This window comes from Kitasatospora sp. NPDC008115 (assembly GCF_042957205.1).
Classification (GTDB): Bacteria; Actinomycetota; Actinomycetes; order Streptomycetales; family Streptomycetaceae; genus Kitasatospora.
Genome location: NZ_JBIBHU010000036.1, coordinates 62,161 through 80,014, shown reverse-complemented (window position 1 = coordinate 80,014; position 17,854 = coordinate 62,161). Strand labels below are relative to the sequence as shown.

The window sequence follows — 17,854 nt, the reverse complement described above, 5'->3', positions numbered from 1 at the left end:
CGCCACCGCCATGAACCTCTGCACCGCCACCAGCCTCGCCGCCCTGCCCCCCCCCCCCCCCCCCCCCCCCCCCCGGGGGCCCCCCCCCCCCCCCCCCCCCCCCCCCCCCGGGCGGGGCCCGTTCGGAGGTCCGCCCGGCAACCCGTTCGGCGGGCCCGTCGGGGAGGCGGCCGACTACGCGGCGGCCGGCTCCGGGGCCGTGCGCCCCGTCCGTCCCGGCCTGCCCGGCCGCAGGAGCAGCAGGTAGGACACCGCCGCGAGCAGCGCGCAGCCGAGCACGACGACCGCGAGCAGTACCGCCGACGGGTTCCCGCCCAGGCTGCTGAGCGGGGCGACGACGGCGCCGCAGAGGAAGTTGCCGGTGCCGAGGAGGGCGGAGGCGGAACCGGCGGCCTGCGGCGAGACCATGCTGAGCGCCCGGGCGGCCGAGTTCGGCAGGACGATGCCGAGCCCGGCCATCATCACGAACAGCGAGCCGCAGAAGGCGACCAGTCCGAGGTCCCAGACGGCGGTGGCCAGGAACAGGAACGTTCCTGCGGCGATCAGCACCGCCAGGCCGGCCCGCATCAGCGTGGCGGCGGAGAACCGGGGCGCGAGCAGCCGCCCGTTCACCTGGGTGGACGCCACGATGGCCACCGAGTTGAGCCCGAACAGCAGGCTGTAGGTCTGCGGCGACACGTGGTAGACGTGCTGAAGCACCACCGAGGAGCCGCTGATGTAGCCGAACAGCGCGCCGAAGGCGAAGGTGCTGGTCAGCAGCAGGCCGAGGAACGGCACGTCACGCAGCAGCCCGCCCATGGTGCGCAGGGTGGTGGCCAGGCCGCCGCCGCGCCGGGCGGACGCCGGAAGGGTTTCGCGCAGTGCGCCGAAGGCCACCAGGGTGAGCAGCAGGCCGAGCGCGGCCAGGGCGCCGAAGGTGCCGCGCCAGGAGGTGAAGCGCAGCAGTTGGGCACCGAACAGCGGGGCGAGGATCGGGGCGAGGCCGGATATCAGGGTGATCGAGGCGAGGAAGCGGATCATCGCGACGCCCTCGAAGCGGTCGCGGGCGACGGCGCGTCCGATGACCAGTCCGGCGGCGCCCGCGGCGCCCTGGACGAAGCGGGCGGCGATCAGCACGGCCAGGTTGGGCGCGACCACGCAGGCCACGCTGGCGAGGGTGTAGACGACGAGTCCGGCGAGCAGCGGCGGGCGGCGGCCGAAGCGGTCGCTGAGCGGTCCGAAGAGCAGCTGGCCGGCGGCGACGCCGAACATCGAGAAGGTGAGGGTGAGCTGGACGGCGGCCGGTTCGGCGGCGAGGTCGTCGGCGATCGCGGGCAGGCCGGGCAGGTAGAGGTCGGTGGTGAGCGGGCCGAGGGCGACCAGGCCGCCGAGGACGACGATGGTGGCGCGGCCGACCGTGTCGCCGCCGGTCGCCTGCTCCTTGGCGGTGACGGCGGCGGCAGCAGCGGCGGGGTCGGTGACACCGGCGGTGGCGGGGTCGGTGCCGGTGGTGGTGGTGGTGTCGGCGGGGGTGGTGGAGGCGGTCGACGTGTCACCGGCAGAGCCGGCGGTCGGACCAGGCATGGGGCTCCTCTCGGAACGGGCACGGGGGTCGTGCCCGCTCCGTCCTACCCCAGCCCCGGGGGCCGCCGACAGCCGGGGGGCGGCCGGGCCCCGGTGACGGCGTCTCAGCGTGCGAGCCGTTCGGCCCGCAGGGCGGCCTGGACGGCGGCGCCGTCCTGCCAGGCGTAGAGCTGGTTGCCGCTCAGCGCGACGCGGTAGTGGCCGCAGGTGCCGGTGGCCCTGGCGGTGATGCCCTCCGGGAACCAGCCTGCCCTGAGCGAGACCGGCGCCGGGTGGCTGCCCTTGCCGGGTTCGCCGGTCCGGCAGCCGGCGGGCAGCCGCCCTTCCGGGAGGGTGGCGGTCAGCAGGCGGTCGTCGCCGCTGGTGGACATCAGGTAGCGGACGGAGGAGGCGTTGTCGGGCAGCCAGGCCGGCACGGCGCGGTGGTCGGCCTTGGCCGCGCTGCCGCTGGCGTAGCTGGACTGCTCCTGGTGCCGGCCGTCGTACCACTCGGCGACCCTCGGCCCCGCCACCACCGCGGCGACGGCCACGGCCATGCCGGTGCCCGCCACTCCGAGTGCGATCCTGCCCGCGATGCCGTTCATGCCCGCCTGTCCTCTCCCGTGTGGTGTCGCCGTGCGTCCCGCGTCCGGCGTCCGTCTCCCGGCGCCCGTCTCCCCGGTGCCGGGCCGGGGCCGGTTTCCCGGTCCGGCTCCATCCTGGTGCCCGCCGGGGTGCCGGATCGTCGTCGCCAGGTCCTGACCTTCCGCCGTCCTTGGGGGGTGGGCCCTCCGCCTTGAGGCGTACGCGCGCCCGGCCGGTCTCGGGGTTCCCCCTGGTCGAGCCTGGCCCGCTCCGGCCCTGGGCGCAGCCCGGCCGCACCCGCCCGGGTGCCGGCGGGTGCGGCGGCCACCCGGTCGCCGGATACTGCCGGGCCCTTGTGCGCCGGGTGTCAGAACGCCGCGGGGGCGGGGACGGCGAGCGGGAAGGGCCGGCCGTCCAGGGTCCAGTGCGGGTCGATCGGGCGGCCCAGCGAGGCGTAGACCTGGGCGGCGACGTCGGGGTGGCGGATCTCGCCGACGGGCGGGGCGGCGGGGATGCCGGGTCCGGCGCAGGCGACCCAGGCGGTGCGCTCCTCAAGGGTGCGTCCGCCGTGGCCGCCGGTGTCGACGTGGCCGTGGTCGGTGACGACGATGACCGTCCAGGCCTCGTCGGCGTAGCCGGGCCGGGCGCGCAGCGCGTCCAGCAGCCGGCCGAGGCGCTCGTCGGCTGCCCGCATCGCGGCGCGGTACTCCTCGCCGCAGCCGAGGAAGTGGGCGGTCTCGTCGACGGCGCCGAGGTAGACGAAGGACGCCTCGGGGTCGGTGTCGCGCAGGACGTCGACGGCCTCCCGGGTGATCTCCTCGTCGACGTCCTCCCAGGCCTCGGGGGTGTCCTCGGCGGGGGCGACGTAGCAGAGCCGGCCGGGGGCGCGGAACAGCGGCCCGCCGGACTCGGCGAGGACCAGCGGGTCCCAGCCGGCGGCGGCGAAGGTGCGGCGCCGGTCGCCGCGGGCCAGCCGGGTGGTGAAGTCGGGGAAGACGTCGAGCCGGTTGCCGCCCAGGTGGTTGCCCCACACGCCGTGCTTGGCGGGCTCGACGCCGGTGACGATGGTGGCCCAGCAGGGGCCGGACATGGTGGGCGTGGAGTCCGCGACCGTCACGGGCGCCAGGAAGCCGGCCTCGGCGACCTCCGCGAGCCTCGGCATCGGGACCAGCTCCAGCAGGTCGTACCGGACGCCGTCGATCCCGACGACGAGGACCCGGGGGTGCGGCAGCGGCGGTGTGGACATGAGGGGGCGGTTCCTTTCACGGTGCGGGCGCCCGCCCGCCCGCACCGGGGTGGGCGGGCGGCGGCGACCGCGCCATGCTTCACGCCCCGCCGGACCGTCAGGTGTCCTGGAGGGGAAGCCGGGATGGCCGGGCGGCGTCCGGACTCCCCCGCCAGGACCGGCGTCCGGACTCCCCGCTACGGCCGGTGGCCTGCGGCGGAGCGCACGAAGCGGCGGTCGTCGGCCCGCACCGCGGCGGCCGGGCCGGCGGCGCGCAGCACGACGTCCAGGACGCGCGCCGGGTCGGCGGCGTAGCAGTGGGCGAACCACGGCAGGTTGGCCTCGACCACGGCCCACCGCTCACCGGGGTCGTACGGGTCGAGCAGCGTGCCGACGTCGAGGGCGACGGCACTGGGCAGGCTCGCTCCGACGGCGGCGAGCAGCCGCCGTGCGAAGGCGACGGCCGCCGGGGTGAGCGGTCCGGGGTCGAGCCGGCCGAAGCGGGCGTAGCGGCTGCCGGTGCGCACGGCGCCGTCGAGGACGAAGAGCCGGTACTCCGCGCCGAACGTCACCGGGTCGCTGACCAGGACGGGGGTGTCCGGGCCGATCCGCTCGCCGGTGCGCGGCAGGCGGTCGCCGTCGGCGTAGACGGCGGGCGGGAGCGACTTGTCGGCGGGCGGTTTGACGAAGGCCGGGCGGCGCAGCGTCCACGCCTCGGCGAGGGTGGTGAGTTCGATGCGGCGTCCGGTGAACTCCTCGGGCAGGGTGGCGAGCCAGTCGTCGGCCGGTTCGAGCGGGGCCAGCGCGAGAGGGTCGGCGATCCGGGCGGCGGCGAGTGGTCCGCCGTACCAGTGGACGGGCCGGCCGGCCAGCCGGTTGACGGTGTCGGGGCCGGTCAGGACGGCGGTGGCCAGGCCGCGGGCGGCGGCGGCCGCGGTGAGCAGCGCGGTGGTGCTGGTGGCCTGGGCCGAGGTCAGCAGGACCGGGGCGGCCTCGGCGGGAGCCGCTCCGGCCGCGCCGACCCGGGCCGCGCCCGTCACGGCCGGGGCCGGAACTCGTGGACCACCTCGATGCGGCCGACCAGGTGCCGGTTGAACTCGGGCAGTTCCTCGGCGGGGACCCAGAGTTCGAGGATGGTGCGGCCGCCGGCGCGGCGCACGGGGTAGCGGGCGAGGAAGGCGGTGTCGACCTCGAAGCGGGTGACGTAGCCGACGCCGGAGGCGGGGACGTTCCAGTCGCGGGCGATGCGGATCGCGTAGTCCTCGTTCAGCACCGGGTAGAAGATCGGCTGATCGGGCAGGCGCGGCGGCCAGGCGCGCCAGTCGGCGGCCTCGACGAGGGCCAGCTCCTCGGGGCCGGTCGGCCGCCAGAGCGTCGTGGTGGCGGGGGTGGTCGTGGGCTGGGTCGTCGGGCCGTTCATGGGGAGGACGGTAGCCATGAACGGCCCGGCGGCGGTACCGGTTTTCGGTGGTGCGAGGAGGTCGGGAACGGGTCGGGGCGGGTCAGCGGTAGGCGGACTCGCCGGTGATGGCCTCGCCGAGGACGAGGGTGTGGATCTCGCTGGTGCCCTCGTAGGTGAGCACCGACTCCAGGTTGTTGGCGTGCCGCAGGACCGGGTAGGCGGTGGTGATGCCGTTGGCGCCGAGCACGGTGCGGGCGCTGCGGGCGATCTCCAGGGCGGCGCGGACGTTGTTGAGCTTGCCGAAGCTGATGTGCGCCGGACGGGCCGCGCCCTCGTCCTTGAGCCGGCCGATGCGCAGCGCGACCAGGTAGGCCTTCTCGACCTCCAGCATCATCTCGACGAGCTTCTGCTGGGTGAGCTGGAAGGCGGCGATCGGGCGCTCGAACTGGACGCGGCTCCTGGCGTAGTCGAGGGCGGCGGTGTAGCAGTCGCGGGCGGCGCCGACGGTGCCCCAGAGGATGCCGTAGCGGGCCTCGTTGAGGGAGGACAGCGGTCCGCGCAGGCCGGTGACGCCGGGCAGGACGGCGTCGGCGGGCAGCACGACGTCGTCGAAGGCGAGTGCGCTGGTCACCGAGGCGCGCAGGGAGAGCTTGCCGGGCACGTCGGTGGTGGTGAAGCCGGGCGTGCCGGGTTCGACCAGGAAGCCGCGCACGCCGTCCTCGGTCTGCGCCCAGACGACCGCGACGTCGGAGATCCCGCCGTTGGTGATCCACATCTTGGAACCGGACAGCACCCAGTCCGCGCCCTCACCGGCGCCCTTGCGGCGGGCGCGGGTGCGCATGTTGGCGGGGTCGGAGCCGAAGTCCGGTTCGGTGAGGGCGAAGCAGCCGATCAGCCGGCCGGCGGCGAGGCCGGGCAGCCAGCGCTGCTTCTGCTCCTCGGAGCCGAAGGCGTGGATGGCGCGCATGGCCAGCGAGCCCTGGACGGAGACGAAGCTGCGCAGGCCGGAGTCGGCGGCCTCCAGTTCCATGCAGGCCACCCCGTAGGCGACGGCGCCGGAGCCGGCGCAGCCGTAGCCGTCGAGGTGCATGCCGAGCACGCCGAGGGCGCCGAGTTCGGGGGCCAGTTCACGGGCGGGGAAGACGCCGCGTTCGAACCAGTCGCCGATGTGCGGGCGGATCCGGTCGTCGGCGAACCGGCGGACGGTGTCGCGGACGAGGCGTTCCTCGTCGGTGAGCAGGTCACCGACGGCGAGCAGGTCGGCGGGGTCGATCCTGGTCGGCTTCGCCATTGAAGCTCCTTGTAGTCTCGGCGGGTGCGAACCGTCGCGGCGTTGAGTACCGGCGAGTATGGCGCACCCGGCCGTGACCGGCCCCGGCACGAAGGAGTGAGCATGTACACAGTCCGGCCGCTGTCGGCACGGGAACTGCTCGGCGGGGCGGCGGAGCGGCTGGGCGGGCTGATGGCGGACACCGTCGACGGCGGGGCCTCGATCGGTTTCCTCGCCCCGCTCGACCGGGCCGCGGCGGCCGGCTGGTGGCGGGCGCTGGCCCCGGACGTCGAGGCGGGCCGCCTGCTGGTCTGGGTGGCCGAGACGGACGGGGAGGACCGGATCGCCGGGACGGTGCAGTTGCGTCCGGCGGCGACGGACAACGGCCGGCACCGGGCGGACGTCGCCAAACTGATGGTGCACCGGGCGGACCGGGGGCGGGGGCTGGCCGGCCGGCTGCTCGCGGCCCTGGAGTCGGCGGCCGGCGAGCGCGGGCTGCGGACGCTGGTGCTGGACACCGAGACGGACAGCCCCGCCGAGCGGATGTACGCGGCGGCGGGCTGGACCAGGGTCGGCACGGTGCCGGACTTCGCGACCGACCCGGCCGGGGTGCCGCGCGGGACGACGATCTTCTTCAAGGCGCTGCCGGACGGGTCGGCGCGGGACGAGGGGTGAGGGGTGGTGGTGGCCGTGGGCCGGTGGGCCGTGGTCGTGCAGGAGACCGAGGGCATCGGGGACAACCGGATCTGGGGCGCCGAGGTGCTCGCCGAGGTGGAGGGGACGCGGGAGGACGCGCTGGCCGAGCTGCGGCGGATCGTCCCGGCGTACACCCCGCAGCACCCGCTCAACGGGCGGCGGCGACGGCTGTTGCGCGACGGCGACGGCTATCTGCTGATCACCCAGGGGAGCATGCGGGACTACCACTGCGTGTTCAAGGTGTGGGAGCTGCTGTGGGACAGCGAGCGGCCCGAGGTGCAGCGGGAGCGGCTCGCGGCGGCCGGGGGCGACGGCGTGGGTGACGGCGACAGCAGCGGCGCCGGCTGACGGACGGCTCGTCAGTCGACGCCGCAGAGGCGGAGCACCGCCGTGGTCGCGGCGGCCGCGACCACCACGACCGGGAATGGCGCGCGGCGCAGCGCGAGGACGCCCGCGACCAGGACGCCGGCCGGCCGGGCCCATCCGGCGAAGCCGTGGCCCTGGGTGAGCGCGCCAGTGGCCACCAGGGCGACCAGCAGCACGGCCGCGGCGACGGCGAGCAGGTGGCGCAGGCGGTCGGAGACGGTGAGCCGGTCGCCGAACAGCGGGCCGGCGAGGCGGAACGCGTAGGTGCCGGCGGCCAGCAGCAGGATGGCGGTCAGGGGCATCGGTGGGCCTCCTTGGCGAGGGGCGCGGTCCCGGTCTCCGCCGTGGTCCCGCTCTCCGGGCCGGTCCCGGGCTCGGTCCCGGACGCGGACGCGGTCGGCGCCGGGCGGCCGGCGAACAGCAGTCCGGCGAGGGCGAGCAGGACCGGCAGGCCCGCCGGGACGTACGGCGTGGCGGCCACGGCGACGGCCGCGCCGACCAGGGCGGCGAGGCGGGTGCGGCGGTCGCCGAGCGCGGGAAGGACGAGGGCGAGCAGCACGGCGGGGAAGGCGGCGTCCAGGCCGAGGGCGTCGGTGTCGCCGATCAGCCCGCCGGCGGCGGCGCCGACCACGACGGAGACGTTCCAGATGACGAACAGGGCGAGGCCGCAGACCCAGTACGCCGCCCGGCGCCGTCGCGGGTCGGGCTGCAGCAGGGTGAAGGCGACGGACTCGTCGGTCAGCAACTGGGCGCCGAGCAGGCGGCGCCAGCGCGGGCCGGCCAGCGCGTCGGTGACGGTGAAGCCGAAGGGCAGCAGGCGGGCGTTGAGGACGAGGCCGGTGACGACGGCGGCGAGCGCGCCGCCGCCGGAGAGCACGACGCCGACGGCGGCGAACTGCGAGCCGCCGGCGAAGACGAGCAGGGACATGGCGACGGGCACCCAGAGCGGGAGGCCGCCGGAGACGGAGATCGCCCCGAACGAGGCGCCGACCAGGGCGTCCGCGAGGCAGACCAGGGCGATGTCGCGCAGGGTGGCACGTTCCAGGGTTCGGATGAGCGAACGCATGTCCAGTAGAGTGAACGGAACAGGGGTCGTTCGTCAAGGCGAACGCCTGAACGTGTGGAGCGAACGCGGATGAGTGGAAACAACGGCGCCAACGCCTCCGGCGGCGAGCTGATCGAGCTGATCGCGGCCTCGATCCGGCGCGAGCGCGAGCGCGCCGGGCTCTCGATGGCCGAGCTGGCCCGCCGGGCGGGGATCGCCAAATCGACGCTCTCGCAACTGGAGTCGGGCGCCGGCAACCCGAGCGTCGAGACGCTCTGGGCGCTCGGCGTCGCCCTGGACGTGCCGTTCAGCCGACTGGTCGACCCGCCGCGCCCGGTGGTCCGGGTGGTGCGGGCCGGCGAGGGGCCGGTCACCCACTCCGAGCGGGCCGACTACGCCGCGACCCTGCTCGCCTCCTGCCCGCCGGGCGCCCGGCGGGACATCTACCGGATCGACGCCGAGCCGGGCGAGACCAGGGCCTCCGACCCCCACATGCCGGGCACCATCGAGCACCTCCTGCTGGGCGCCGGCCGCGCCCTGGTCGGCCCGACCGAGGACCCCGTCGAGCTGAGCCCGGGCGACTACGTCAGCTACCCCGGCGACGCGCCCCACATCTTCCGCGCGCTGGCCCCGGGCACCCTCGCGGTGATCGTGATGGAGCACGTCTGAGGATCACGGACCCGACCGACCGCCGGATGCGCGGCTTCGGAAGGGACCAGAAGGGACTAGAGCTTCAGGAGCCGGTCCAGGAACGGGTTGCCGAAGACCCGGTGGGGGTCGTGGCGGTCCAGGGTGGTGACGGCCTCGTCCCAGCCGGGGCCGCCGCCGGCGCGGTGGCTGGCCGGGACGAACCGGTCAAGAATGTCGGGGTCGGCCCAGGCGGCGTCCTCGGTGTAGGCCCAGCCCTTGGACCACTCGACGCGCAGACCGGCCCGGGTGCCGTCGAAGGAACGCAGCAGCGCCTGTTCGAGGTCGCGGCCGAAGCGGTGCAGCCCGGGCGTGGTGGGGAAGCCGAGCACGTCGATCCAGACGGCGGTGTCCCACTCGGGGCGGTCGGGGCGCGGGCGCAGCACGGAGAGCAGCGGCGGCCGGGCGCCGGGCACCCCGCACCAGGCCGGGTCGTCCAGGCCGGTGGCCCGGATCTCCACCGCGCCGTTCACCGGGAACTCGCCCCGGTCCCGGTAGGCGTCGAGCAACTCCCGGTAGCGGTCGGCGAATTCGGCCACCGCCCACTGAAGGTCGGCGCGCCGGGCGAGGATCGCGTAGCCGTTCGCGGTGAGCCGCAGGGTGGTGGGGCGCACATAGTGGAGCAGGGTGCGCGAGGGGCCCCAGAGGTCGGAGCGCAGACCGCCGGCGAGCAGGTGGGTGAGCACCTCGCCGGTGAGCAGTTCGCGCAGCAGCCCGCCGGAGAGGAGGACGTCGGCGAGGTCGCCGGTGAGGCCGATCTTGGCGATCAGGTACTGGAGCCGGCCGAACAGCGGGGCCGATCCCCAGGTGCCGGAGACGAGGTCGCCGGCCAGTCGGGAGACCGGTTCCGGGACGGAGTCGGAGAACGGGTAGTTGTAGGGCTCGTCGACGGCGCGGGAGGCGAGGGGTCGGTCCGGGGCGAGGCTCCAGGTCTTCAGCCAGGGCCGGTCGGTGTACGCGAACCAGATCGCCTCGACGCGGCCGTCGCGTTCGGCGAAGTCGGCGAAGGTGCGCGGGCGGGACGGCTTCGGGGCGGACTGCGCACCGGGGCGGGCGAACAGTTCGTCGGCCGTGAGGTCGAGCCGGCTGACGCAGCGCAGTGGCCGGTCGGCGCCGGCCCGGAGCACCACCTCGGTGACGAACGCCCGACCGACGTGGACCAGGAAGGCGGCGCTGTCGGCCTCGGAGCGGTCGAAGGTCCGCAGGGCGTAGCGGTCGGTGGCCGGGTCGAGGACGACGGCGGTCAGCCGGACGACCTGGTTGCTGACGGAGCCGTAGCCGTGCCCGTCGGGGCGGACCTCGCCGGCGGCGGGGACGGCGGTGCCGTGGCCGCCGATCGCGAGCACGCCGCCCACGGTGAGCTCGCCGGGGGCGGGGACGGCGGTGAGGCCGAGGCCGCGTTCGGCGAGGTGGGCGAGCAGCGCCTCCATGGTCGCGCCGCTCTGGGCGCGGACGGTGGTGGGCGAGTCGGCGGTGATCGCGGTGAGGTGGCGGGTGGTGTCGAGCAGCAGCACGCGGTCCGCGCCGGGGGTGGCGTCGGCGACGGTGAGCGGTGCCCAGGTGTGGCGGTGGCCCTGGGCGCGCAGGCGCCAGCCGTGGGCGCGGGCCCAGTCGGCGAGCGCGGGGACCTCCTCGGGGGTGCGCGGGGCGCAGGTCCACAGCTGGTCGGTGCGGATCTCGCCGGACCAGTTCCGGAAGACGCGCTGGAACGGTTCGGTGCCGGCGGGGAGCCCGGGCGGGGCGGGGGCGGTGGCCAGGGGGCTGTCCGGGCCGACGGTTCCGCGCGGCAGCCAGGCGCCGGCGCCGAGTGCGGCGGACGCGCCGAGCAGGCGGCGCCGGCTGAGGCCGGGGGCCTTGCCGCCCGTTCCGTCCGTGCTGCCCTTGCCGCCCTTGCTGCCCGTGCCGCCCTTGTCGCCCTTGTCGCCGCTGTGAGGGTGGTGGTGCGCCGAGGTCATGTCCCGCCCCTGGTGTCCGTGCGTCCGTGGTCTCCCCCGATTCCGGGTGAGCGTACGGAAGCGGCCGGCCTGGCCCGGCGACAGCGCCGGTGATCTTCACTCGAAGGGATGAACCTTGCCGGACTTCGCGGTGGGCTCATAGGTTGATCGTGATCGCCACCCCTGATCAGCCTCCGGAGGCTCCACCGTGCCCGCGCCCGCTCCCCTGGCCGTCGCCGTCGCCCAGCCCGCCTGCCACCCGTCGGGGCGGCCCGAGACCGTCGCGGTCAACGTCGAGCGGCACGCCGCCGCGGTCCGCGCGGCCGGGGCGGCGACCCGCCTGGTGGTGTTCCCCGAGTTCTCGCTCACCGGCTACGACCTGGGCGCGCCCGCCCTTGACCCGGCCGACGGGCGGCTCGCGCCGCTGGTCGCCGCCTGCGCCGGGACCGGCGCCACGGCCCTGGTCGGCGCGCCGGTGGCCGGGGCGGACGGCCGCGAGCACATCGCCACGCTCGCCGTCACCGGCGCCGGCGCCTCGGTGGTCTGCCGCAAGACGAACCTGTACGGGCGCGAGAACGAGCGCTTCTCCCCCGCCGACGAGCCCTCGGTCCTGGAGCTGGACGGCTGGCGGCTGGGCCTGGCGATCTGCGCGGACGCCGCCGACCCCGAGCACGTGAAGCGCCTGGTCGCGCTCGGCGCGCACGCCTACGTCGCCTCGACGCTGTACGGGGCGGGCGCCGAGTCGCTGGCCACCAAGGCGGCCCGGTACCCGGCGCGCGCGGCGGACAACGGCGTCTGGGTGGTGCTGGCCACCTCCGCCGGGCCGAGCGGCGAGTTCGCGGCGACCTCGGGCGGCTCGGGCGTCTGGGCGCCGGACGGCACCGAGGCCGTCAAGGCGGGCACGGCGCCGGACGAGGTCGTCCGCACCGTCCTGGGGTAGCCGGGGGCGCCGCCGGCCACCGGAAATACCCGGGGCCCGCGCGCGGCTGTGGTGTGCGGAAGCCGTACCCGACCCGGGGCGGGGACCGGGGCCCGAGTGGCCCCGCCGCCTGCGCCCCGGCCGGGACCGTTCAGGAGGTGCAGCGCACGATGGGTGACGAGCAGATGTCCGGCGACCACCGGATCGAGCACGACTCGATGGGCGAGGTCAGGGTGCCCACTGGGGCGAAGTGGCAGGCGCAGACGCAGCGGGCGGTGGAGAACTTCCCGGTGTCCGGCCAGCGCCTGGAGCGGGCGCACATCGCCGCGCTGGCCCGGATCAAGGCCGCCGCCGCACGGGTCAACGCCCGGCTCGGCGTGCTGGACCGGGAGACCGCCGACGCGATCGCCTCCGCCGCCGAGGAGGTGGCGGCGGGCCGCTGGGACGCCGAGTTCCCGGTGGACGTGTTCCAGACCGGCTCGGGCACCTCGTCCAACATGAACGCCAACGAGGTGATCGCCACCCTGGCCGGCGAGCGCCTCGGCCGGCCCGTCCACCCCAACGACCACGTCAACGCCAGCCAGTCGTCCAACGACGTCTTCCCGTCCTCGATCCACATCGCCGCCACCGCCGCCGTCAGCCAGGAGCTGGTCCCGGCGCTGGAACACCTGGCGGAGGCGCTGGAGCGCAAGGCGGCCGAGTTCGCGGACGTCGTCAAGGCGGGCCGCACGCACCTGATGGACGCCACGCCGGTCACCCTGGGCCAGGAGTTCGGCGGCTACGCGGCGCAGGTGCGGCACGGGCGGGAGCGGCTGCTGGCCACCCTCCCCCGGGTCGCCGAACTGCCGCTCGGCGGCACCGCGGTGGGCACCGGCATCAACACCCCGCCCGGGTTCGCGGCGGCGGTGATCGAGGAGGTCGCGCGGGCCACCGGGCTGCCGCTGACCGAGGCCCGCAACCACTTCGAGGCGCAGGGCGCGCGCGACGGCCTGGTCGAGCTGAGCGGACAGCTGCGCACCGTCGCCGTCGGGTTCACCAAGATCGCGAACGATCTGCGGTGGATGGGCTCGGGCCCGCGCACCGGCCTCGGCGAACTCAACCTGCCCGACCTCCAGCCCGGTTCCTCGATCATGCCGGGCAAGGTGAACCCGGTACTGCCCGAGGTGGTGCTGATGGTCGCGGCCCAGGTGATCGGCAACGACGCCGCCGTCACGGTGGCCGGGGCGAGCGGCAACTTCGAGCTCAACGTGATGCTGCCGGTGATCGCCCGCAACGTCCTGGAGTCGGTCCGGCTGCTCGCCAACAGCGCCCGGCTGCTGGCCGACCGCACGGTGGACGGCGTCACGGCCAACGTCGAACGGGCCCGGGAGTTCGCGGAGTCCTCGCCGTCGGTGGTGACCCCGCTGAACCGGTACATCGGGTACGAGGAGGCGGCCAAGGTCGCCAAGCAGGCGCTCGCAGAGCGCAGGACCATCCGTCAGGTGGTGCTGGAGCGCGGGTACGTCGAGCAGGGGCGGCTCACCGTGGAGCAGTTGGACGAGGCGCTGGACGTGCTGCGGATGACCCGGCCGTAGCCCCTGTCCGGCGGGTTCGCGCGCCCGGGGCGCGGAGCGGCGCTGCCGCCCTCCGCGCCCCGGGTTCCGGGTTCCGGGTTCCGGGTTCCGGGCTGTCCGGTGTGACCGTCAGCCCCTGGCGCGGCCGGCCCGGCCGCGCCGCATCGATGCTCCGTTCGACGTCATCGTGGCCATCGAGATGGCGGCGATGCCCAGCAGACACATCACGCCGCCCGCGATCAGGCAGGTGACGATGTTCCGGCCCCGGTCCACCTCTCCCGAGACGACCCACGGCGAGATGATCGTCCACGCGCCGAGCAGGGTCGCCGCCCAGGCCCGTGCGTGGGTGCGCTCGTACGCCGAGCCGTAGCCGGCCATCAGCACGCAGTAGGCGATGCCGACGATCAGGCAGGTGACGGTGAGCGTGTTGAACGCGGTGAAGCCGACGATCCATGGCGAGGCCGCCAGGAACAGACCGGCCACAATGGCCAGGGCTTCGACGCCCTGGGCCCGCGGGGTCAGGGTGACCCGCTCGTAGTGCTCCCGGAGTTCGACGATGTCCGGATGGTGCTCCATGCCCATCGGCGCTTGGGTCGACACCGATACCACCTCCTAGGTTTCGAACATGGAGGGCTCTAGCCCAGTACCATTCTGGCGCCGTTCGCCCGTTTTGCACCTTTTCACCTGGGCCGCTACCCTTCCGCGCCCGACCCGTCCCGGCGGGTGACCTCCGTCTCACCGCCGCAGGCCGCCCTTGCCTATGCAATTCGTTGCATAGCAGGATGCCGGTCATGGCACTGGAGCACGCGATCCTCGTCTCGCTGCTGGAACGGCCCGGCTCCGGCTACGAACTGGCCCGGCGCTTCGACCGGTCCATCGGCCGCTTCTGGACCGCCACCCACCAGCAGATCTACCGGGTGCTGCGGCGGATGGAGGCGGACGGCTGGGTCCGCGCCGAGGAGGTCGCCCAGGACGGCCGGCCGGACAAGAAGGTGTACTCGGCGGCCCCGCCCGGCCGGGAGGCGCTCGCCGCCTGGCTGCGCGAGCCCGTCGAACCGGAGACCGTCCGGCACGAGCTGGCCGTCCGGATCCGGGCGGCGGCCTTCGACGACCCGGCCGCGCTGATCCCCGAGGTCGAACGCCACCGGGAGGGCCACGCCGCCCTGCTCGCCCGCTACCTGCACGGCGAGCGGCGTGACTTTCCCGACGCCGCGACCCCGGGCGCGCTCGACGCCGGACAGCGGCTCCAGCACGTGGTGCTGCGCGGCGGCATCGAGTACGAGCGGATGACGCTCGCCTGGCTCGACGACGTGCTCGCCACCCTGCGCGAGCTGGCCGACGGCCGCGGCGCCGACGGCGGCTGACCTCGCCCGCCTCCACCCCCCTCACCCTAACGCCCTCACCCTCGACACCCGGGAGCCCGCGATGCTCTTCAACCCGCGCACCTACGACCCCGCGCAGTTCGACGAGCCGACCCGCCGGCTGCTGCGCGCGACCGTGGACTGGTTCGAAGCGCGCGGCAAGAAGGCGCTGATCGACACCTACATCGACCGCGCCTGGTACGCCGACTTCCTCGAATTCGCCGCGAAGGAGGGACTGTTCGCCGAATTCCTGACGCCCTCCGCCGCCGATCCGGCCAAGCGCTGGGACACCGCCAGGATCGCCGAGCTGAACGAGATCCTCGGCTTCTACGGCCTCGGCTACTGGTACACCTGGCAGGTCACCATCCTGGGCCTCGGCCCGGTCTGGCAGAGCGGGAACGAGGCCGTCCGGGCCCGCGCCGCCCGCCTCCTGACGGAGGGTCATGTGATGGCGTTTGGCCTCTCCGAGCGCGGCCACGGCGCCGACATCTACTCGACCGACATGGTCCTCACCCCGGACGGCGAGGGCGGCTTCACCGCCACCGGTTCCAAGTACTACATCGGCAACGGCAATGTCGCCGGCCTGGTCTCGGTGTTCGGCCGCCGCTCGGACGTCGAGGGGCCGGAGGGCTACGTCTTCTTCGCCGCCGACAGCCGCCACGAGGCGTACCACCTGGTGAAGAACGTGGTGAACGCCCAGATGTACGTCAGCGAGTTCCGGCTGGAGGAGTACCCGGTGCGCGCCGAGGACGTCCTGCACACCGGCAAGGCCGCCTTCGACGCCGCCCTGAACACCGTCAACGTCGGCAAGTTCAACCTGTGCACCGCCTCCGTCGGCATCTGCGAGCACGCGATGTACGAGGCCGTGACGCACGCCCACAACCGGGTGCTCTACGGCAAGCGGGTCACCGATTTCCCGCACGTGCGCCGGGAGTTGACCGACGCCTACGCGCGCCTGGTGGCGATGAAGCTGTTCGCCGCGCGGTCGGTGGACTACTTCCGCACCGCCTCACCCGAGGACCGCCGCTACCTGCTCTTCAACCCGATGACCAAGATGAAGGTCACCACCGAGGGCGAGAAGGTCATCGACCTCATGTGGGACGTCATCGCGGCCAAGGGCTTCGAGGCGGACACCTACTTCGACAAGGCCGCCAAGGACATCCGGGGCCTGCCGAAGCTGGAGGGCACCGTCCACGTCAACCTGGCGCTGATCCTCAAGTTCATGGCCAACTACCTGTTCGACCCGGCCGATTACGCCCCCGTGCCGACCCGGCAGGACGCCGCCGACGACACGTTCCTGTTCCGGCAGGGCCCGGCCCGCGGCCTCGGCGCGATCCGCTTCCACGACTGGCGCGCCGCCTACGACGCGCACGCGCACCTGCCGAACGTCGCCCGGTTCCGCGAACAGGCCGACGGCTTCTGCGAGTTGCTGCTCAGCCACGCGCCGAGCGCGGAGCAGCAGGCGGACCTGGACTTCCTGCTGGAGATCGGCCAGCTGTTCGCGCTGATCGTCTACGGGCAGCTGGTGCTGGAGCAGGCGGCGCTCACCGGCCTGGACGCGGACCTGCTGGACCAGGTATTCGACGCGCTGGTGCGGGACTTCTCCGCGCACGCCACCGAGTTGCACGGCAAGGCGTCCACCAGCGAGGCCCAGGCGGCGTGGGCGCTGGCGCATGTGCGCCGCCCGGTGGCGGACGGTGCGCGGGCGGCGAAGGTGTGGGGCATGGTCGAGGCGCTGTCGGGCGCGTACGAGATGGCCCCGTAGGCGGATCCCCCGGGGGCGCCGGTCGGTGGACGACCGGCACTCCCGGGGGCGCTACGGCTGCCGAGTGTCAGAAGGTGAGCTTCCAGCTGTCGATGTAGCCGGTGTCCTGCGGGCCCACGTCCTGGACCTTGAGCTTCCAGGTGCCGTTGGCCGGCACGGCGGAGGCGTTCACCGTGTAGGTGGTCTGCACGTTGGCCGCGGAGTCGCTGCCGCTGGCGGACTTGAGGCGGAAGGTCGTACCGTTCGGCGCGACCAGGTCGATGACGACGTCGCCGCGCCAGGTGTGCTTGATGTCCACGCCGACCTGGAGCGCCGACGGGGCGTTGCCGGTGCGGCCGGTGACGGTGACGTCGGAGGTCACGGCCGAGCCGTAGTCGGGGATCTGGACGTCGGCGGTGTTCTCGAAGACGGTGCCGGTGGGCGGCGTGGTGTCGCCGGCGGCGAGGGTCCAGATCGCGTGGGCGATGGCGTCGCTCATCCGGTCCAGCGCGGTGTCGTTGATGTTGGCGGTGGTGTCGCAGGAGGAGTGGTAGCAGCGGTCGAAGGGCTGGCCCGCCGTTCCGCCCCACTTCGCCGCCTGGGCGCTGGTCTTGGTGTAGTCGGCGCCGCTGAACAGGCCGCCGACGCGGATGCCGGCGTTCTGGAACGGGGCGTGGTCGGAGCGGCCGTCGCCCTCGAAGTCCTGCTCGGTGCTGATGCCGAGGCCGGCGAAGTAGTTGCGGAACAGGGCGTCGAGCGCGCTGTCGTAGCGGTAGGTGAAGTAGCCGGGGTTGGGCGAGCCGATCATGTCGAAGTTGAGGTAGCTCTCGATCTTCGAACGCTCGGTGGCGCCAAGGCCGTTGACGTAGTTCTGGGAGCCGATCATGCCGTACTCCTCGGCGCCCCACCAGCCGAACCGCAGGTGCTTGGTGGGCTGCAGGCCGGCCCGCGAGACGGCCAGGGCGGCCTCCAGGACGCCGGCCGAGCCGGAGCCGTTGTCGTTGATGCCCGGGCCGCCGGTGACGGAGTCGAGGTGGGCGCCGGCCATGATGACATGCGAGGTGTCACCGCCGGGCCAGTCGGCGATCAGGTTGTAGCCGGTCGAGCCGTTGTAGCTGAAGGTCTTCAGGGCGGTGGTGTAGCCGGCCGCGTCCAGCTTGCTCTTCACGTAGTCGATCGAGGCCTTGTAGCCGGTGCGGCCGTGCGCCCGGTTGCCGCCGTTGGCGGTGGCTATCGACTGGAGTTGGGCCAGGTGCGCCTTGACGTTGGCGACGGGGATGTCGGGGGCGGCGGCGGCCGTCGGCGCGACGGGGGCCGCCGGGGCCTTGGGGGCCGCCGAGGCGGCGGGGGCGAGGAAGGCGGCCGCGAGGGTGACGGCGGCAGCGGCGGACAGGGCGGATCGGCGCAGGCGGGATCGCCGCGGGGCGCGCTCGGTCAATGGAGGCTCCGGTATCCGGTGGGGCGAACGGAAGCGCGTCACTTCACGGGCGGCGGCGGGATGCTGAGGGGGTGTGGGGCCGCCGGT

General features: G+C 74.4%; 18 protein-coding genes. 7 read left to right on the top strand and 11 right to left on the bottom strand.

The features are described 5' to 3' along the window. Positions 1 to 174: 174 nt before the first annotated feature. From ACFZBX_RS33245 to ACFZBX_RS33220, 6 genes are all read right to left on the bottom strand, one after another. Positions 175 to 1,563: a multidrug effflux MFS transporter gene (locus ACFZBX_RS33245; protein WP_391537512.1), complete on the bottom strand. Its 1,389-nt coding sequence runs from the start codon at positions 1,561 to 1,563 to the stop codon at positions 175 to 177. 104 nt (positions 1,564 to 1,667) lie between these two features. Next, entirely contained in the window at positions 1,668 to 2,147 is a 480-nt protein-coding gene (locus tag ACFZBX_RS33240; protein WP_391537511.1) for a hypothetical protein, read from the bottom strand. Between the two features lie 347 nt (positions 2,148 to 2,494). Further along, positions 2,495 to 3,373 (bottom strand): alkaline phosphatase family protein, encoded by an 879-nt coding sequence (locus tag ACFZBX_RS33235; protein WP_391537510.1) that lies wholly within the window; start codon positions 3,371 to 3,373, stop codon positions 2,495 to 2,497. Positions 3,374 to 3,549: 176 nt separating this feature from the next. Beyond that, complete coding sequence (locus ACFZBX_RS33230; protein WP_391537518.1) at positions 3,550 to 4,332, bottom strand: ATP-grasp domain-containing protein; 783 nt, start codon at positions 4,330 to 4,332, stop codon at positions 3,550 to 3,552. Positions 4,333 to 4,388: 56 nt separating this feature from the next. Beyond that, positions 4,389 to 4,772 (bottom strand): ADP-ribosylation/crystallin J1, encoded by a 384-nt coding sequence (locus ACFZBX_RS33225; RefSeq protein ID WP_391537509.1) that lies wholly within the window; start codon positions 4,770 to 4,772, stop codon positions 4,389 to 4,391. A gap of 82 nt (positions 4,773 to 4,854) precedes the next feature. Beyond that, positions 4,855 to 6,045: an acyl-CoA dehydrogenase family protein gene (locus tag ACFZBX_RS33220; protein ID WP_391537508.1), complete on the bottom strand. Its 1,191-nt coding sequence runs from the start codon at positions 6,043 to 6,045 to the stop codon at positions 4,855 to 4,857. Positions 6,046 to 6,147: 102 nt separating this feature from the next. Here ACFZBX_RS33220 and ACFZBX_RS33215 point away from each other — a divergent pair, with 102 nt between their 5' ends. Together ACFZBX_RS33215 and ACFZBX_RS33210 are read left to right on the top strand one after the other, a co-directional pair. Continuing rightward, positions 6,148 to 6,699 (top strand): GNAT family N-acetyltransferase, encoded by a 552-nt coding sequence (locus ACFZBX_RS33215; RefSeq protein WP_391537507.1) that lies wholly within the window; start codon positions 6,148 to 6,150, stop codon positions 6,697 to 6,699. A gap of 3 nt (positions 6,700 to 6,702) precedes the next feature. After that, positions 6,703 to 7,068: a hypothetical protein gene (locus ACFZBX_RS33210; protein ID WP_391537506.1), complete on the top strand. Its 366-nt coding sequence runs from the start codon at positions 6,703 to 6,705 to the stop codon at positions 7,066 to 7,068. An 11-nt stretch (positions 7,069 to 7,079) separates the two neighbouring features. Here the strand turns inward: ACFZBX_RS33210 and ACFZBX_RS33205 are convergent, their stop codons facing one another. Further along, on the bottom strand, positions 7,080 to 7,388 hold the full coding sequence (locus tag ACFZBX_RS33205; RefSeq protein WP_391537505.1) for an AzlD domain-containing protein: 309 nt from the start codon (positions 7,386 to 7,388) through the stop codon (positions 7,080 to 7,082). Then, positions 7,379 to 8,152 carry an AzlC family ABC transporter permease gene (locus tag ACFZBX_RS33200; protein WP_391537504.1) on the bottom strand — a complete coding sequence of 258 codons (774 nt, stop codon included), beginning with the start codon at positions 8,150 to 8,152 and terminating at the stop codon, positions 7,379 to 7,381. The genes ACFZBX_RS33205 and ACFZBX_RS33200 overlap by 10 nt, the downstream gene beginning before the upstream one ends. A 69-nt stretch (positions 8,153 to 8,221) precedes the next feature. Between ACFZBX_RS33200 and ACFZBX_RS33195 the strand changes: the two genes are divergently transcribed. Beyond that, positions 8,222 to 8,800 carry a helix-turn-helix domain-containing protein gene (locus ACFZBX_RS33195; RefSeq protein WP_391537503.1) on the top strand — a complete coding sequence of 193 codons (579 nt, stop codon included), beginning with the start codon at positions 8,222 to 8,224 and terminating at the stop codon, positions 8,798 to 8,800. A gap of 56 nt (positions 8,801 to 8,856) precedes the next feature. Here the strand turns inward: ACFZBX_RS33195 and ACFZBX_RS33190 are convergent, their stop codons facing one another. Continuing rightward, the gene (locus ACFZBX_RS33190) at positions 8,857 to 10,773 is read right to left on the bottom strand and encodes a cholesterol oxidase substrate-binding domain-containing protein (RefSeq protein WP_391537502.1); all 1,917 of its coding nucleotides are present in this window, start codon (positions 10,771 to 10,773) and stop codon (positions 8,857 to 8,859) included. A 187-nt stretch (positions 10,774 to 10,960) separates the two neighbouring features. On the opposite strand from ACFZBX_RS33190, the gene ACFZBX_RS33185 reads away from it, so the two are divergent. Further along, positions 10,961 to 11,692: a carbon-nitrogen hydrolase family protein gene (locus tag ACFZBX_RS33185; protein WP_391537501.1), complete on the top strand. Its 732-nt coding sequence runs from the start codon at positions 10,961 to 10,963 to the stop codon at positions 11,690 to 11,692. Between the two features lie 149 nt (positions 11,693 to 11,841). Next, positions 11,842 to 13,245, top strand: coding sequence for a class II fumarate hydratase (locus ACFZBX_RS33180; RefSeq protein WP_391537517.1), 1,404 nt, complete (start codon positions 11,842 to 11,844; stop codon positions 13,243 to 13,245). A 108-nt stretch (positions 13,246 to 13,353) separates the two neighbouring features. Here ACFZBX_RS33180 and ACFZBX_RS33175 read toward each other — a convergent pair whose 3' ends face one another. Next, a complete protein-coding gene (locus ACFZBX_RS33175) occupies positions 13,354 to 13,824 on the bottom strand; it encodes an SPW repeat protein (RefSeq protein ID WP_391537500.1) in 471 nt (156 codons plus the stop codon). Between the two features lie 191 nt (positions 13,825 to 14,015). Here ACFZBX_RS33175 and ACFZBX_RS33170 point away from each other — a divergent pair, with 191 nt between their 5' ends. Together ACFZBX_RS33170 and ACFZBX_RS33165 are read left to right on the top strand one after the other, a co-directional pair. After that, positions 14,016 to 14,588, top strand: coding sequence for a PadR family transcriptional regulator (locus ACFZBX_RS33170; RefSeq protein ID WP_391537499.1), 573 nt, complete (start codon positions 14,016 to 14,018; stop codon positions 14,586 to 14,588). A gap of 61 nt (positions 14,589 to 14,649) precedes the next feature. After that, on the top strand, positions 14,650 to 16,350 hold the full coding sequence (locus ACFZBX_RS33165; RefSeq protein ID WP_391537498.1) for an acyl-CoA dehydrogenase family protein: 1,701 nt from the start codon (positions 14,650 to 14,652) through the stop codon (positions 16,348 to 16,350). A 67-nt stretch (positions 16,351 to 16,417) separates the two neighbouring features. On the opposite strand, the gene ACFZBX_RS33160 is transcribed toward ACFZBX_RS33165, so the two are convergent. Then, positions 16,418 to 17,767, bottom strand: a complete 1,350-nt coding sequence (locus ACFZBX_RS33160) for a M28 family metallopeptidase (protein WP_391537497.1) — start codon at positions 17,765 to 17,767, stop codon at positions 16,418 to 16,420. Positions 17,768 to 17,854 lie beyond the last annotated feature (87 nt).

Excerpts from the sequence above, each read along its gene's own strand:
- ACFZBX_RS33245 (WP_391537512.1), bottom strand. The coding sequence starts at position 1,563 with ATGCCTGGTCCGACCGCCGGCTCTGCCGGTGACACGTCGACCGCCTCC.
- ACFZBX_RS33240 (WP_391537511.1), bottom strand. The coding sequence starts at position 2,147 with ATGAACGGCATCGCGGGCAGGATCGCACTCGGAGTGGCGGGCACCGGC.
- ACFZBX_RS33235 (WP_391537510.1), bottom strand. The coding sequence starts at position 3,373 with ATGTCCACACCGCCGCTGCCGCACCCCCGGGTCCTCGTCGTCGGGATC.
- ACFZBX_RS33225 (WP_391537509.1), bottom strand. The coding sequence starts at position 4,772 with ATGAACGGCCCGACGACCCAGCCCACGACCACCCCCGCCACCACGACG.
- ACFZBX_RS33220 (WP_391537508.1), bottom strand. The coding sequence starts at position 6,045 with ATGGCGAAGCCGACCAGGATCGACCCCGCCGACCTGCTCGCCGTCGGT.
- ACFZBX_RS33215 (WP_391537507.1), top strand. The coding sequence starts at position 6,148 with ATGTACACAGTCCGGCCGCTGTCGGCACGGGAACTGCTCGGCGGGGCG.
- ACFZBX_RS33205 (WP_391537505.1), bottom strand. The coding sequence starts at position 7,388 with ATGCCCCTGACCGCCATCCTGCTGCTGGCCGCCGGCACCTACGCGTTC.
- ACFZBX_RS33200 (WP_391537504.1), bottom strand. The coding sequence starts at position 8,152 with ATGCGTTCGCTCATCCGAACCCTGGAACGTGCCACCCTGCGCGACATC.
- ACFZBX_RS33195 (WP_391537503.1), top strand. The coding sequence starts at position 8,222 with ATGAGTGGAAACAACGGCGCCAACGCCTCCGGCGGCGAGCTGATCGAG.
- ACFZBX_RS33190 (WP_391537502.1), bottom strand. The coding sequence starts at position 10,773 with ATGACCTCGGCGCACCACCACCCTCACAGCGGCGACAAGGGCGACAAG.
- ACFZBX_RS33180 (WP_391537517.1), top strand. The coding sequence starts at position 11,842 with ATGGGTGACGAGCAGATGTCCGGCGACCACCGGATCGAGCACGACTCG.
- ACFZBX_RS33170 (WP_391537499.1), top strand. The coding sequence starts at position 14,016 with ATGGCACTGGAGCACGCGATCCTCGTCTCGCTGCTGGAACGGCCCGGC.
- ACFZBX_RS33165 (WP_391537498.1), top strand. The coding sequence starts at position 14,650 with ATGCTCTTCAACCCGCGCACCTACGACCCCGCGCAGTTCGACGAGCCG.